The organism is Streptomyces sp. NPDC002513 (assembly GCF_053595355.1).
Genome location: NZ_JBSFXK010000003.1, coordinates 184,330 through 197,955, shown reverse-complemented (window position 1 = coordinate 197,955; position 13,626 = coordinate 184,330). Strand labels below are relative to the sequence as shown.

The 13,626-nt window shown below is 71.9% G+C and carries 10 protein-coding genes; 3 read left to right on the top strand and 7 right to left on the bottom strand.

The window, feature by feature from the left end; translation table 11 throughout:
• Positions 1–29: 29 nt before the first annotated feature.
• Together pyk and ACWD5Q_RS03645 are read right to left on the bottom strand one after the other, a co-directional pair.
• Positions 30–1,466, bottom strand: coding sequence for a pyruvate kinase (gene pyk / locus ACWD5Q_RS03650; protein ID WP_451425349.1), 1,437 nt, complete (start codon positions 1,464–1,466; stop codon positions 30–32).
• A 197-nt stretch (positions 1,467–1,663) separates the two neighbouring features.
• Positions 1,664–2,380: an SIMPL domain-containing protein gene (locus tag ACWD5Q_RS03645; RefSeq protein WP_451425348.1), complete on the bottom strand. Its 717-nt coding sequence runs from the start codon at positions 2,378–2,380 to the stop codon at positions 1,664–1,666.
• A gap of 141 nt (positions 2,381–2,521) precedes the next feature.
• Here ACWD5Q_RS03645 and ACWD5Q_RS03640 point away from each other — a divergent pair, with 141 nt between their 5' ends.
• Positions 2,522–4,327, top strand: coding sequence for a bifunctional metallophosphatase/5'-nucleotidase (locus tag ACWD5Q_RS03640; protein ID WP_451425347.1), 1,806 nt, complete (start codon positions 2,522–2,524; stop codon positions 4,325–4,327).
• 181 nt (positions 4,328–4,508) lie between these two features.
• On the opposite strand, the gene ACWD5Q_RS03635 is transcribed toward ACWD5Q_RS03640, so the two are convergent.
• The 5 genes from ACWD5Q_RS03635 to ACWD5Q_RS03615 all read right to left on the bottom strand — a co-directional run bounded on the left by ACWD5Q_RS03635 (position 4,509) and on the right by ACWD5Q_RS03615 (position 11,376).
• Positions 4,509–5,918, bottom strand: a complete 1,410-nt coding sequence (locus tag ACWD5Q_RS03635) for a lysine N(6)-hydroxylase/L-ornithine N(5)-oxygenase family protein (RefSeq protein ID WP_451425346.1) — start codon at positions 5,916–5,918, stop codon at positions 4,509–4,511.
• Positions 5,915–7,279, bottom strand: a complete 1,365-nt coding sequence (locus tag ACWD5Q_RS03630) for a pyridoxal phosphate-dependent decarboxylase family protein (RefSeq protein ID WP_451425345.1) — start codon at positions 7,277–7,279, stop codon at positions 5,915–5,917. Before ACWD5Q_RS03630 ends, ACWD5Q_RS03635 begins: the two co-directional genes overlap by 4 nt.
• Positions 7,280–7,474: 195 nt before the next feature.
• Positions 7,475–9,985, bottom strand: a complete 2,511-nt coding sequence (pepN, locus tag ACWD5Q_RS03625) for an aminopeptidase N (protein ID WP_451425344.1) — start codon at positions 9,983–9,985, stop codon at positions 7,475–7,477.
• A 198-nt stretch (positions 9,986–10,183) separates the two neighbouring features.
• Positions 10,184–10,744: a response regulator gene (locus ACWD5Q_RS03620; protein WP_451425343.1), complete on the bottom strand. Its 561-nt coding sequence runs from the start codon at positions 10,742–10,744 to the stop codon at positions 10,184–10,186.
• 281 nt (positions 10,745–11,025) lie between these two features.
• Positions 11,026–11,376 (bottom strand): chorismate mutase, encoded by a 351-nt coding sequence (locus ACWD5Q_RS03615; protein ID WP_451425342.1) that lies wholly within the window; start codon positions 11,374–11,376, stop codon positions 11,026–11,028.
• 346 nt (positions 11,377–11,722) lie between these two features.
• Here ACWD5Q_RS03615 and ACWD5Q_RS03610 point away from each other — a divergent pair, with 346 nt between their 5' ends.
• Together ACWD5Q_RS03610 and ACWD5Q_RS03605 are read left to right on the top strand one after the other, a co-directional pair.
• Complete coding sequence (locus ACWD5Q_RS03610) at positions 11,723–12,619, top strand: hypothetical protein (protein ID WP_451425341.1); 897 nt, start codon at positions 11,723–11,725, stop codon at positions 12,617–12,619.
• 141 nt (positions 12,620–12,760) lie between these two features.
• Positions 12,761–13,504 carry an ankyrin repeat domain-containing protein gene (locus ACWD5Q_RS03605; RefSeq protein ID WP_451425340.1) on the top strand — a complete coding sequence of 248 codons (744 nt, stop codon included), beginning with the start codon at positions 12,761–12,763 and terminating at the stop codon, positions 13,502–13,504.
• The last annotated feature ends 122 nt before the right edge of the window (positions 13,505–13,626 follow it).

Sequence of the window (13,626 nt, the reverse complement as noted above, 5' to 3'; positions counted from 1 at the left end):
AAAAAGCGGGCCCCCGGTGTTCGCGCCGCCTACTTCGGGCTGTCGTCCTCGCCGACGTGGTGGACCCGGACCATGTTCGTCGAGCCCGACACCCCGGGCGGCGAGCCCGCCGTGATCACCACGATGTCGCCCCGCTCGCAGCGGCCGTACGTCAGCAGCAGCTCGTCGACCTGCTCGACCATCGCGTCCGTGGAGTCGACATGCGGACCCAGGAAGGTCTCCACGCCCCAGGTGAGGTTCAGCTGGGAGTGCGTGGCCGGCTCGGGGGTGAAGGCGAGGAGCGGGATCGGGGACCGGTAGCGGGACAGCCGGCGGGCGGTGTCACCCGACTGGGTGAAGGCGACCAGGAACTTCGCTCCGAGGAAGTCGCCGATCTCGGCGGCGGCGCGGGCGACGGCGCCGCCCTGGGTGCGCGGTTTGCTGTTCTCGGTCAGGGCCGGCAGCCCCTTGGCGAGGATGTCCTCCTCGGCCGCCTCGACGATACGGGCCATCGTCCTGACCGTCTCGATGGGGTAGTTGCCGACGCTGGTCTCGCCGGAGAGCATCACGGCGTCCGTGCCGTCGATGACGGCGTTCGCGACGTCCGAGGCCTCGGCGCGCGTCGGGCGCGAGTTCTCGATCATCGAGTCGAGCATCTGGGTGGCGACGATGACGGGCTTGGCGTTGCGCTTGGCGAGCTTGATGGCGCGCTTCTGGACGATGGGCACCTGTTCGAGCGGCATTTCGACGCCCAGGTCGCCACGCGCCACCATGATGCCGTCGAAAGCCGCCACGATCTCGTCGATGTTCTCGACGGCCTGCGGTTTCTCCACCTTGGCGATGACGGGGAGGCGGCGGCCCTCCTCCTCCATGATGCGGTGGACGTCCTTGACGTCCCGGCCGCTGCGGACGAAGGAGAGGGCGATGACGTCGAAGCCGGTGCGCAGGGCCCAGCGCAGGTCGTCCTCGTCCTTCTTGGAGAGCGCGGGGACGGAGACGGCGACGCCCGGCAGGTTCAGCCCCTTGTGGTCCGAGACCATGCCGCCCTCGACGACCGTCGTGTGAACCCGGGGGCCGTCGACGGACGTGACCTCCAGGCACACCTTGCCGTCGTCGACGAGGATGCGTTCACCGGCGATGACGTCGGAGGCGAGACCGGCATAGGTGGTTCCGCAGGTCTGGCCGTCTCCTTCGACGCCTTCTTCCACGGTGATGGTGAAGGTGTCCCCGCGTTCAAGGAGTACGGGTCCTTCGGTGAAACGGCCGAGTCGGATCTTCGGGCCCTGAAGGTCGGCGAGGACTCCGACGCTGCGGCCGGTCTCCTCGCACGCCTTGCGTACGCGCTGGTAGCGCTCCTCGTGGTCGGCGTGGCTGCCATGGCTGAGGTTGAAGCGGGCGACGTCCATTCCGGCTTCGACCAGTGCCTTGATCTGGTCGTACGAGTCGGTTGCGGGTCCCAATGTGCAGACGATCTTCGCTCGGCGCATGTGTCGAGCGTATGCCTTACCGGCGGGTAGAGAATTCGTTGCACGTGACCACTCAACAACCTTTGCGTGAAGCCTTATTGACAAGTGTTGAATTGTGCGGCGACCCGCTCCGATGAGCATCCCAGAGAGAAATGCGGACGCGTTTTCCCTCGCGCCTCGCACCTCGCTTTTCAGTGAGCGCGTGTGCCGCCCGGCGGCTACAGCCGCGGCGGCGCCATGGTGAACCGCGCGTCGATCCGGGCGTAGACGTGGTGCCGCCGGGGTTCGAGGGCGAGGGCGGCGGGCCCGTCCGCGGAATCCGTGCCGTCGAGGGCTGTCCGGCGCGCGGTCCGGGCCGCGTGAACAGGCCGCTCGGCGTTCTCGGCGCCGATGTCGGCGAGCTCGACGAGGGCCGTGAGGGTGGTGCCGAGGGCATCGGCGTACTCGCGGGCGCGTCGCACCGCCTCGTGCACGGCTTGCCGGCGGGCTTCGCGGTGGGCGGGCGAGTCGGGGCGGAGGTCCCACCAGGGGCCGTCCACATGGGTGAGTTCGAGGGCGGCGAGGCGGGTGGTGAGTTCGCCGAGCGCGGTGAAGTCGGTCAGCTCGGCGGTGATGTGGACGCGGCCGTGGTAGGCGTGGACGCGTTCGCCGTGGCCGCCTTCCGTCAGTTCGGGACTGAGCGTGACGTGCCCGGTCTCCAGCCGTTGGACGGCGCCCGAGTAGGTCCGGACGAGGTCGAGGACCGCGCTGTTGCGCCGGGTGAGGTCGTCGAGGGTGGTGCGGCGGTCGGTGCCGCGTGCGCTGACGGTGATGCCGAGGCGGGCGATGTCGGGGTCGACCTCGAGGTGGGCCTCTCCGCGGACGGCGAGGCGGGGGACCTCCGGGGTGCCGTAGGGGACGGGGTCCGGCGGGGGTGCCACGGGGATGGAGGCCATACGCCCCACTCTGTCACCGATGGCCTGACGCGGGGCCATGTACCGGTCACCGAATCGAAACCTCCAGGGGTCTGTTTCGACTGGCCATGGACGGGTCAAAATCTACGCGCGTCATTGACCTTTCGCCGAGGAGTACGAGAGATGCCGTTGAACCGCCGGAAGTTCCTGAAGAGATCCGCTGTGACCGGCGCGGGGGTGGCGCTGGCAGGCGCCGCCGCGGCGCCGGCGGCCGAGGCGTCGCCCGCGGCCTGGGCGCAGAAGGGCCCGAAGCGGTACGCGCTGACGGTGATGGGGACGACGGATCTGCACGGCCACGTCTTCAACTGGGACTACTTCAAGGACGCGGAGTACGCGGACAAGGCCGGCAACGCGATGGGCCTGGCCCGGATCTCGACCCTGGTGAACCAGGTCAGGCAGGAGAAGGGCCACTGCAACACGCTGCTGCTGGACGCGGGCGACACGATCCAGGGCACTCCGCTGACGTACTACTACGCGAAGGTCGACCCGATCACGGCCAAGGGCGGCCCGGTGCACCCGATGGCGCAGGCGATGAACGCGATCGGGTACGACGCGGTGGCGCTCGGGAACCACGAGTTCAACTACGGCATCGAGACGCTGCGGAAGTTCGAGTCGCAGTGTCACTTCCCGCTGCTCGGCGCGAACGCGCTGGACGCGAAGACGCAGCGCCCGGCGTTCCCTCCGTACTTCATCAAGAGGTTCCATGTGCCGGGCGCCCCGCCGGTGAAGGTCGCGGTGCTCGGTCTGACCAACCCGGGCATCGCGATCTGGGACAAGGCCTATGTGCAGGGGAAGCTCACCTTCGCGGGGCTGGAGGAGCAGGCAGCGACGTGGGTGCCGAAGCTCAGGTCGATGGGCGCGGACGTGGTGGTGGTGTCGGCGCACTCCGGTGCCTCCGGGACGTCGTCGTACGGTGACCAGCTTCCGTACGTCGAGAACGCGGCCGCCAACGTGGCCCGGCAGGTGCCGGGCATCGACGCGATCCTCGTGGGGCACGCGCATGTGGAGATCCCGGAGCTGAAGGTCGCCAACGAGCACACGGGGAAGACGGTCGTGCTGTCCGAGCCGCTGTGCTACGCGGAGCGGCTCACGCTCTTCGACATCGAGCTGGTCTTCGACAAGGGCAGGTGGCAGGTCGAGTCGGTCGCCGCCTCCCTGCGCGACGCCAACACGGTCGCCGACGACCCGAAGATCACCAGGCTGCTGTCCGACGAGCACGCGGCCGTGGTGAAGTACGTCAACCAGGTGGTCGGCCGGGCGACGGACACGCTGACGACGGTGGAGGCGCGCTACAAGGACGCCCCGATCATCGACCTGATCACCAAGGTGCAGGAGGACGTCGTCAAGGCGGCGCTGACGGGCACGGAGTACGCGTCGCTGCCGGTGATCGCGCAGGCGTCGCCGTTCTCGCGCACCTCTCAGATCCCGGCCGGCGAGGTGACGATCCGGGATCTGTCGAGCCTGTACGTGTACGACAACACGCTGGTGGCGAAGCTGATGACGGGTGCGCAGATCCGGGCGTACCTGGAGTACTCGGCGGAGTACTACGTGCAGACGGCCGCGGACGCGGCGGTGGACGTGGAGAAGCTGACCAACGCGAACGGCCGCCCGGACTACAACTACGACTATGTGTCGGGGCTGAGCTACGACATCGACATCGCCCAGGCGGCGGGTTCCCGCATCAAGAACCTGACCTACCAGGGCGCCCCGCTGGACGACGCCCGGCAGTTCGTGCTCGCGGTGAACAACTACCGCGCCAACGGCGGCGGCGCCTTCCCGTACGTGGCCTCGGCGAAGGAGCTGTGGTCGGAGTCGACCGAGATCCGGACCCGGATCGCGGAGTGGGTGACCGCGAAGGGCGTTCTGGACCCGAAGGACTTCGCGTCGGTGGACTGGAAGCTCACGCGGAACGGCACGGCGGTCTTCTGAGGTCTTGGGACGTCCCGGGGTCTCGGACGGGACGGGTGGGACGGATCGGCGGCGTCGGCGCGGCTCTCGCGTCGGCGCCGCCGGCGTTCAAGGGGGCGTGGGAGGCGGACTCCGTAGGGCGGACTCCGTACGGCGGACTCGGCGCGGCGGGCCTCCCCGGCTCCTTCGGCTTCCCGTCCGCCTACCGTTCTCCGGCGAGCGGGGCGAGGTCTCGGGCCGCCGGGACGGACGGCCCCGGGGCGGGCCGGCGGAGTCCGAAGGTGGTGAAGGCGGTGCGCCGGGGCAGCGGGTAGGGCTCCTTTCCGGTGAGGGAGTTGAGGATGGTGGCGCTGCGCCAGGCGGCGAGGCCGAGGTCCGGGGTGCCGACGCCGTGGGTGTGGAGTTCGGCGTTCTGGACGTAGATCCGGCCGGTGACGGCGGGGTCGAGGACCATGCGGAACCGGTCGTCGATATGGGGCCGTTCGCCGCTGTCGCGGCTCAGGTAGGGGGCGAGCCCGGCGAGGATGCGGTCCAGGGGGCGTTCGCGGTACCCCGTGGCGAGGACGACGGCGTCGGTGGTGAGGCGGGAGCGGGCGTTCTGCTGGGTGTGTTCCAGGTGGAGCTCGATCGTGCCGGCGGCGCGGCGCTCCGCGGTGCGGACCCGGACGCCGGGGGTGAGGACGGCGTCGGGCCAGCCGCCGTGCAGGGTGCGGCGGTACAGCTCGTCGTGGATGGCGGCGCTGGTTCCGGCGTCGATGCCCTTGTGGAGCTGCCACTGGGCGGAGACGAGGCGGTCGCGCACGGGTTCGGCGAGGGCGTGGAAGTAGCGCGTGTAGTCGGGTGTGAAGTGTTCCAGGCCCAGCTTGGAGTACTCCATGGGGGCGAACGCCTCGGTGCGGGCGAGCCAGTGGATCCTCTCGCGCCCGACGGGCCGGTGGCGCAGCAGGTCGAGGAAGACCTCGGCGCCCGACTGGCCCGCGCCGACGACGGTGATGTGCCCGGCGGCGAGGAACCGCTCACGGTGGCGCAGGTAGTCGGCGGCGTGGATGACGGGCACGCCGGGTGCGTCGACGAGGGGGCACAGCGGTTCGGGGATGTGCGGCTCGGTGCCGACGCCCAGGACGATGGTGCGCGCCCGGGTCCGGCCGGTGGCCTCGGCCTCGCCGTCCGGGCTGATTCGGGTGAAGCCGACGTCGAAGACGTCGTTCTCCGGGTCCCAGCGGACGGTGTCGACCTGGTGGCCGAAGTGGAGTCCGGGGAGATGGCCGGCGACCCAGCGGCAGTAGGCGTCGTACTCGGCGCGCTGGATGTGGAAGCGCTCGGCGAAGTAGAAGGGGAAGAGGCGGTCGCGGCTCTTGAGGTAGTTGAGGAAGGACCAGGGGCTGGTGGGGTCGGCGAGGGTCACCAGGTCGGCGAGGAAGGGGACCTGGAGGGTGGCGCCGTCGATGAGGAGGCCGGGGTGCCAGTCGAAGCCGGGGCGCTGCTCGTAGAAGGCGGTGTCGAGTTCGGCGAGGGGGTGGGCGAGGGCGGCGAGGGAGAGGTTGAACGGGCCGATGCCGATGCCGACCAGGTCGCGGGGGGCCGGGGGGTCGTGGCGCGGGAGGTGGGTCATCGGGGCGTGCTTCCTTCCACCAGGTTCAGGAGCGCGGCCAGGTCGCCGGGCCGGGTGTGGGGGTTGAGGAGGGTGGCCTTGAGCCAGAGGCGGCCGTCGAGCCGGGCGCGGCCGAGGACGGCGCGGCCGTCGTGGAGGAGGGTGCGGCGGACGGCGGCGACGGTGTCGTCGCGGGCTCCGGCGGGCCGGAACAGGACGGTGCTGATGGTGGGCGGGGCGTAGAGCTCGAAGGCGGGGTGTGCACGGACGAGCCGGGCGAGTTCCTGTGCGCGGGCGCAGACGTGGTCGACGAGGGCGCCGAGTCCGGTGCGGCCGAGGGTCTTGAGGGTGACGGCGATCTTGAGGATGTCGGGGCGCCTGGTGGTGCGCAGGGAGCGCCCGAGGAGGTCGGGCAGGCCCGCCTCGGTGTCGTCGTCGGCGTTGAGGTAGTCCGCTCGGTGGCGCAGGGCCCGCAGGTCGTGCGGGTCGTGCACGGCGAGGAGGCCGGCGGCGACCGGCTGCCAGCCGAGTTTGTGCAGGTCGAGGGTGACGGTGTGGGCGCGGTCCAGCCCGGTCAGCTTCGGGCGGTGGCGGTCGCTGAAGAGGAGTCCGCCTCCGTACGCGGCGTCGATGTGGAGGCGGGCGCCGTGTGCGGCGCACACGGCGGCGATGTCGGGCAGGGGGTCGATGAGTCCGGCGTCGGTGGTGCCCGCGGTGGCGGCTACGAGGACCGGTCCGCGCGTCTGGGGCAGGCCGGTGAGCGCTTCGGCGAGGGCGGCGGGGTCGAGGGTGCCGCGCGGGGTGGGGAGGACGACGGGTTCGGGAAGGCCGAGGAGCCAGGCGGCGCGGGGCAGGGAGTGGTGGGCGGCTGCTCCGCAGACGAGCCGGACACCGCCGTGGGTTTCGCGGGCCAGGAGGAGGGCGAGTTGGTTGGACTCGGTGCCGCCGGTGGTGACGAGGGCGGTGGCCGCACCGGCCTCCTGGGCGAGGGCCGCGGTGACTAGGGATTCCAGTTCGGATGCCGCCGGGGCCTGGTCCCAGGAGTCGAGGGAGGGGTTGAGGGCGGAGGCGGCGAGGTCGGCGGCGGTGGCGACGGCGAGGGGCGGGCAGTGCAGATGGGCGGCGCACCGGGGGTCGGCGGGGTCGGCGGCGCCCGCCGCGAAGGCGCGTACGAGGGTGTGTACGGCGTCCGGGTCGCCCTTGTCCGGCAGTACGTCGCCGACGGCGTCGCGGACCCGTGCGGCGACCGCCGCGGGGCCGCCCGCGGGCAGCGGCCCGCCGCGCTGCCGGGTGCCTTCCGCAAGGGCGTCGAGGACGGTGGCGAGCAGCGGTCCGAGGGCGCTGTGGCCTTCGGGGCCTGAGGCGAGGGGTGGCAAGCTCATGGGACGTCCTCCGGGCACGGGGCGGGGGGAAGCATGCCTGCATGCGGGGGGAGTTCGCCCGCCTGCTGAGGACAACGATCCGGCCCGGAAGGGGTATCGCCGTGCGCGGGAAACCTCGGGGTGAGGTGCCGGGGTGAGGGGGGAGTGCGTGGGCCGGCCGGCACCCGGTGACGGGCGGCGGCCGGCCCTCGCGGGCTATGCCTCGCGGACGCGCAAGGCGCGTGCCAGGTCGTCGAGTTCGTCGACGAGCCTGCGGTGCAGGGCCGGGATGAGGTCCTTCTTGCGCAGGCACTTCTCGCCCCGACGGAGGGTGTCCGCGTCGACGGCGTAGCGGGGGAAGGCCCAGCGGCCGACGGCGACGGCGATGGCCGGGCCGCGGCGGGCGGCGAGGGCGGGTGCGTCGGTCCAGTAGCGGTCGACGTACTCGGCGACGAGATCGGCCTGTCCGGGCTGCCAGAAGCCCTGCGCGGTGGCCGTGAACAGGTAGTTGGACAGATCGCCCTGCTCGTCGGTGGCGAACATCGCGTCCCAGGCGCGCCGCTTGGCCTCGGGGTCGGGCAGGGCGGCGCGGCAGCGGGCGGCGCCTTCCTGGCCGGTGGCGCTGGGGTCGCGTTCGAGTTCCCCGTCGATCGCGGCCTCGTCGATGGCGCCGAGGACGGCGAGCCGGCCCAGGATGCGCCAGCGCAGCTCGGGGTCGAGTTCGGGTCCGCCGGGCACCGTGCCGTCGGCGAGCCAGGCGGCGATGGTGTCGGGGTGGGCGGCGGCGTCGATGAAGTGGCGTACGGCGATCAGCCGCAGCCCGGGGTGGGAGCCGTCCTCGGTGCGGCGGATGAGGTCGCGGCACAGGCGGGTGAGGGTGCTGAGGGCGGCGGGCCTCTCCTCGGCCGGCAGATAGCGGTCGGCGACCTGGGCGGAGGCGAAGGCGAGGACTCCTTCGGCGAGGGCCAGGTCGGTTTCCTGCGGGAGGTGGGTGCGGGCGGTCTCCAGGTAGGCGGCGGCGGGGAGGCGGCCGTCGCGTACGCCGTCGCGCAGGGCGTTCCACACGACCGCGCGGCTGAGCGGCTCGGGCAGGGCGGACAGGGTGCCGAGGACGACCTTGAAGGAGTCGGGGTCGAAGCGGACCTTGGCGTAGGTGAGGTCGCCGTCGTTGAGCAGGAGCAGGGCGGGGCGCTTGCCGAGGGGCCGGGGTGCGGTCTGCGGGATGTCCAGCTCGACGCGTTCGCGCAGGATGAGGTTGCCGTCGTGGGCGAGGTCCTGGTCGTAGAGGCCGACGGCGATGCGGTGGGGGCGGCTGCCGTCGCGGTCGACGGTGAGGGAGGAGGTGCCGTCGCCGGACTGGGCGAGGCGCGGGGTGAGGGTGTCGACGCCGGTGGTGCGCAGCCAGGACTCGGCCCAGGCGTGCACGTCCCGTTCGGTGGCCTGGGCGAGGGAGTCGACGAAGTCGGCGAGGGTGGCGTTGCCGAAGCGGTGGCGGGCGAAGTGGTGGTTGATGCCGGCGAGGAAGTCCTTCTCGCCGAGCCAGGCCACGAGCTGCCGCAGCGCGGAGGCGCCCTTGGCGTAGGAGATGCCGTCGAAGTTGAGGAGCGCGGAGGCGGTGTCGTCGACCGTGTCGGGGGCCACCGGGTGGGTGGAGGGGCGCTGGTCGGCGTCGTATCCCCAGGCCTTGCGGGCGACGCCGAACTCGGTCCAGGTGTCGGTGAAGCGGGTCGCTTCGGTGAGGGTCTGGTAGCCCATGTACTCGGCGAAGGACTCGTTCAGCCAGATGTCGTCCCACCAGCGCAGGGTGACGAGGTCGCCGAACCACATGTGGGCCATCTCGTGGGCGATGACCATGGCGCGGGTCTGGCGCTGGGTGTCGGTGACGGCGGAGCGGTAGACGAACTCGTCGCGGAAGGTGACGAGGCCGGGGTTCTCCATGGCTCCGGCGTTGAACTCGGGGACGAACGCCTGGTCGTAGGAGTCGAAGGGGTAGGGCTCCTCGAACTTCTCGTGGTAGCGGTCGAAGCACTGGCGGGTTGTCTGAAGGAGTTCGTCCGCGTCGGTGTCGAGGTACGGGGCGAGGGATCGGCGGCAGTGGATGCCGAAGGGCAGTCCGCGGTGCTCGGTGTATACGGAGTGCCAGGGGCCGGCGGCGACGGCGACGAGGTAGGTGGAGATGAGGGGGGTCGCGGCGGCGCGCCAGATGCCCTCGCCCTCGTGCGTGGTGATGCCGTTGGCCAGGACGCTCCAGCCGTCGGGGGCCTTGACGGTCAGGTCGAAGACGGCCTTGAGGTCGGGCTGGTCGAAGGCGGCGAAGACCCGCTGGATGTCGTCCAGGAAGAGCTGGGTGTAGACGTAGGTCTCACCGTCGGTGGGGTCGGTGAAGCGGTGCATGCCCTCACCGGTGTGCGAGTAGCGCATGGCGGCGTCGATGCGCAGCTCGTGCTCGCCCGGGGTGAGATCCCTGAGCGGCAGCCGGTTCTCGTCGAGGGACGCCGGGTCGAGGGGCTGTCCGTCCAGTGTGGCGGAGCGCAGCTCCACGGGCTTGAGCTCGACGAAGGTGTCCGCGGTCGGCTGGTCGTCGCGCACCGTGAAACGGATGACGGTACGGGAGTCGAACGTCTCGTCGCCGCGGGTCAGATCGAGTTCGATCTCGTAGCGGTGGACGTCGAGGAGCCGGGCACGGGTCTGCGCTTCGTCGCGCGTCAGTACGGACATGAAGGACATGCTGCCTGATGCCGCGGACAGCGCACAGGGGCGGTCCGGTACACGTCCTTTGTCCGTCCTGTCGGCACTGCCCTGCTCGCGTCGTTCGCACGACCCGCGCGCCCCCTCGCACGGCCCGCACGCCCTCTCCTCGTGCCGCGCGCGCCCTGTTTGTGCCGCGCGCGCTGCTTGTGCCGCGCGTCCCGTCGCTCGTGCCGCCTATATGCGCCCCTCGTGGCGCGCCGAGGTGCGCCCGGCGGACGACGTGCCGGCGGAGACGTCCTCGCACTGGCCCGGCACGTAGGCCTCCGGATACGGAAGGACACGGGTCGGGGGCGCGCCGGACGTCTTGAGCCGGGCGCGCAGGGCGCGCACCTCCTGTTCGAGGGCCCGGGAGCGCTGGTGGGCGTCGTAGAGGTAGCGGACCTTGGTGCGCAGGGCCCAGGGGTCGACGGGTTTGAGCAACAGGTCGGCGACGCCGAGGCCGTAGGCGGCGGAGGTGAGTTGGGTGTCGGTGCCGAAGCCGGTGAGCAGGACGACCGGGATGTGCTGGGTCTGATGCACGCGTCGCATGTACCGCACGACGTCGAGTCCGCTCACCCTGGGCATGCGCACATCGAGGAGCAGGAGGCCCACCTGGCCGCGCAGGACCTCCTTGAGCGCGTCGTCGCCGCTGGTCGCGCAGGTGAGCCGGTAGCCCAGCGGGGCCAGTGCGCTCTCCAGGGCGTAGAGCGTGTCCTCGTGGTCGTCGACGATGAGAATTCTCGCATCAGACGGCATGGCCCGACGTCCCCTCGTTTGGGCAACCAGCTTATGCCCGAACCGTCCTACCGCGTGGCCCTTTGACCTGACAAAGAGTCACTCGGCCGAACGGGCGACCGCGCGTCCGGCGCGGGAGGCCGGTCGGGCGCGGGAGAGCCGCCGACCGCGTGGAGCCGAGGCCGGGCGCGGGAAGCCCTGTGCGCACGGAAGAACCGTCGGCACAGCGGACCTTGTGCGCACGGCGGACCTGTCGGCGCAGGGGCCCTCCTGCGCACGTAAGGCCCCGTCGGCGCCTGTGGTCAGTTCCCCGGCGCGTCCACGGTGGATGCGGCGTCGTCGGCGATCCGCTCATGGTGCCTGATCACTTCAGCGATCACGAAGTTGAGCAGCTTCTCCGCGAAGGCGGGGTCGAGCTTGGCGCTCTCGGCGAGCCGGCGGAGCCGGGCGATCTGGGCGGCCTCGCGAGCCGGGTCGGCGGGCGGCAGATGATGTGCCGCCTTGAGGTGGCCGACCTGCTGGGTGCACTTGAAGCGTTCGGCGAGCATGTAGACGACGGCGGCGTCGATGTTGTCGATGCTGTCGCGCAGCCGGGCGAGTTCGGCACGGACGGCCGGGTCGACATCACCGGTGGCGGTGTTGCGGGTGGTCATGGGCGACCACCCTACGGGGCGCGCGGGCGCCGTCTCCTTCCTGTCCGGACTGCGGATCGTCTTCCCGGGACAACCGGAACGCGCGCGTGGCAGCCGTGCGGAGGGCGTCCGCGGCCGACGGGCGGCGATCGACGGGAGGGCACCGGCATGCATGTCATGCTCCCGCTGGCTCGCGGGATGATCGAGGGAGCCGGACGAGGCGACAAGAACCGCGTTCCGGTCAGCCGGCGTACGCCGCGACGGCCACGCGCCCGCCCGCACTCCACCGCCGGGAGGAAGCACGCACGCACCGGGAGGAAGCGCGCCTACAGTGGAGGCAGACTCGGCGTCTTCAGGGGGTGCGGACGTGGCGAACGGCGGACCGGTCGAGCACGGCTATCCGCACCTGGACACGGTGCGGGCGGCCATCACCGCGCTGTACAAGCGCCTCTCGTACGACACCGTCCGCACCTTCGCGACCAGCGTGGCCCCGGCCGACGTGGCCTTCTCCGACCAGGACGACCTGCACCTGGGCGCGCAGCGCGTGGCGCACGAGATGGTGCGCCACTACCGGCTGCCGGACGCCCGGATGATCGTCAGCTTCCGTGAGATGACCCACGCGGCGAACGTCGAACTCGCCGCCGGACCCGAGTACTTCGTGGAGCTGAACGACCGGTTCCGCACCCACCGCCGGGACATCGGCGCGGCCCTCGCGCACGAGGTGATGCACGTGTATCTGCACCGCCTGGACCTGTCCTTCCCCGGCACGCGCGACAACGAGATCCTCACCGACACGGCGGCGACGTACCTGGGCGCGGGCTGGCTGCTCCTCGACGCCTTCCGCGAGGACGGCGCGTCGTCGCAGAAGCTCGGCTATCTCACCCCGGAGGAGTTCGGCTACGTCCTCGCCAAGCGCGCCCTGCTGTTCGGCGAGGACCCCTCGATCTGGTTCACCAGCCCGCAGGCGTACACGGCGTACGGGAAGGGCCTGGCACAGGCCCGCCGCGACGAGCAGCAGCCTCCGTTGACGACGGCCGGCTGGGCGGGCCGCCGCCGCTACGCCAGGGACCGCCGGTACGCCCAGGACCACTCCGCGCCCGGCGCGCATCCGGGTGCGCCCTACTCCTTCACCTCGGCCGGGCGCAGCCCGCTGGGCGTCTGCTTCCCCTGCCCGACCTGCCACCAGCGGATCAGGGTGCCCGTGCGGGGGCGGGTGCGGGCGCGCTGCGGGCTGTGCCGGACCGTGCTGGAGTGCGACACCTAAAGGACCGGCCCCTGCCGGACGGGACGGGGCCGCGCAGGGTCCGCTCGTGTCCCGGTCACGGGCGGCCCCGCCACCCGGAGGTGGCACAGAACACCCGGAATGTCTTTGCCCGCGGAGCCCTGGGCGAGCGAGGGTCGAGGCATGAACACGCACGAACCGCCCGGACTGTTCGCGGCGGTGTACGCAGGGGACGAGAACGCGGTCCTGCGACTGCTGCGCGCGGGCGCCGACCCCGAGTCGGTGGACGCCGACGGCCAGACCCCCCTGTACCTGGCGGCGGTGAGCGACGCACCGGGCATCGTACGGCTGCTGCTGGCGGCGGGCGCCGCCCCCGACCGCCTCAGCTCGGGTGCCGACGCGCCGCTGTGCGGGGCCGCCTGCGGGGGCCACACCGAGGTCGTACGGGCGCTGCTGGCGGCCGGGGCCGTGCCGGACCTGCGGGAGGACTACGGGTTCCGGGCACTGACGTGGGCGGTGCAGAGCGGACACGTGGCGGTCGTACGGGCGCTGCTGGCTGCGGGCGCGGACCCGGACCTGCCCGGTCCCGGCGGCGAACCCCCGCTGGTGGCGGCCGCTCGCCGCGGCTCTCCCGGCTGTGTGCGGGAACTGCTGGCGCACGGGGCGCGGGCACGGCGGGAGGCCCTGGCCGAGGCCCGGCGCTGGCTGGCGCTGGACATCGAGGACGAACTCCGTGCGGGCCTGGAGGCGGCGTACGGACCCGGGTACACGTACGTCACGAGCCGCCGGGAGGACGAGCCCGGCACGGTGACCGTCGAGGTGGCGCTCCTGCGCGACGGCCGGCCGGCGGCGGGCGACAACCGCCAGACGGGGCACCGCACGATAGTGGCCCTGCTGGAGAAGGACCCCGGCTCGCTCACGGGGTAGCCGGCCCGCTCCGGCGGACCGCGTCCGCGCAGCGGACGAGCCGAGCGGTCCGGCGCATGCGACGGCGCCTGCCCAGGGTCCGGTCGGGGACGGGGCAGGCGCCGTCTGTGTTCCGTACGCCT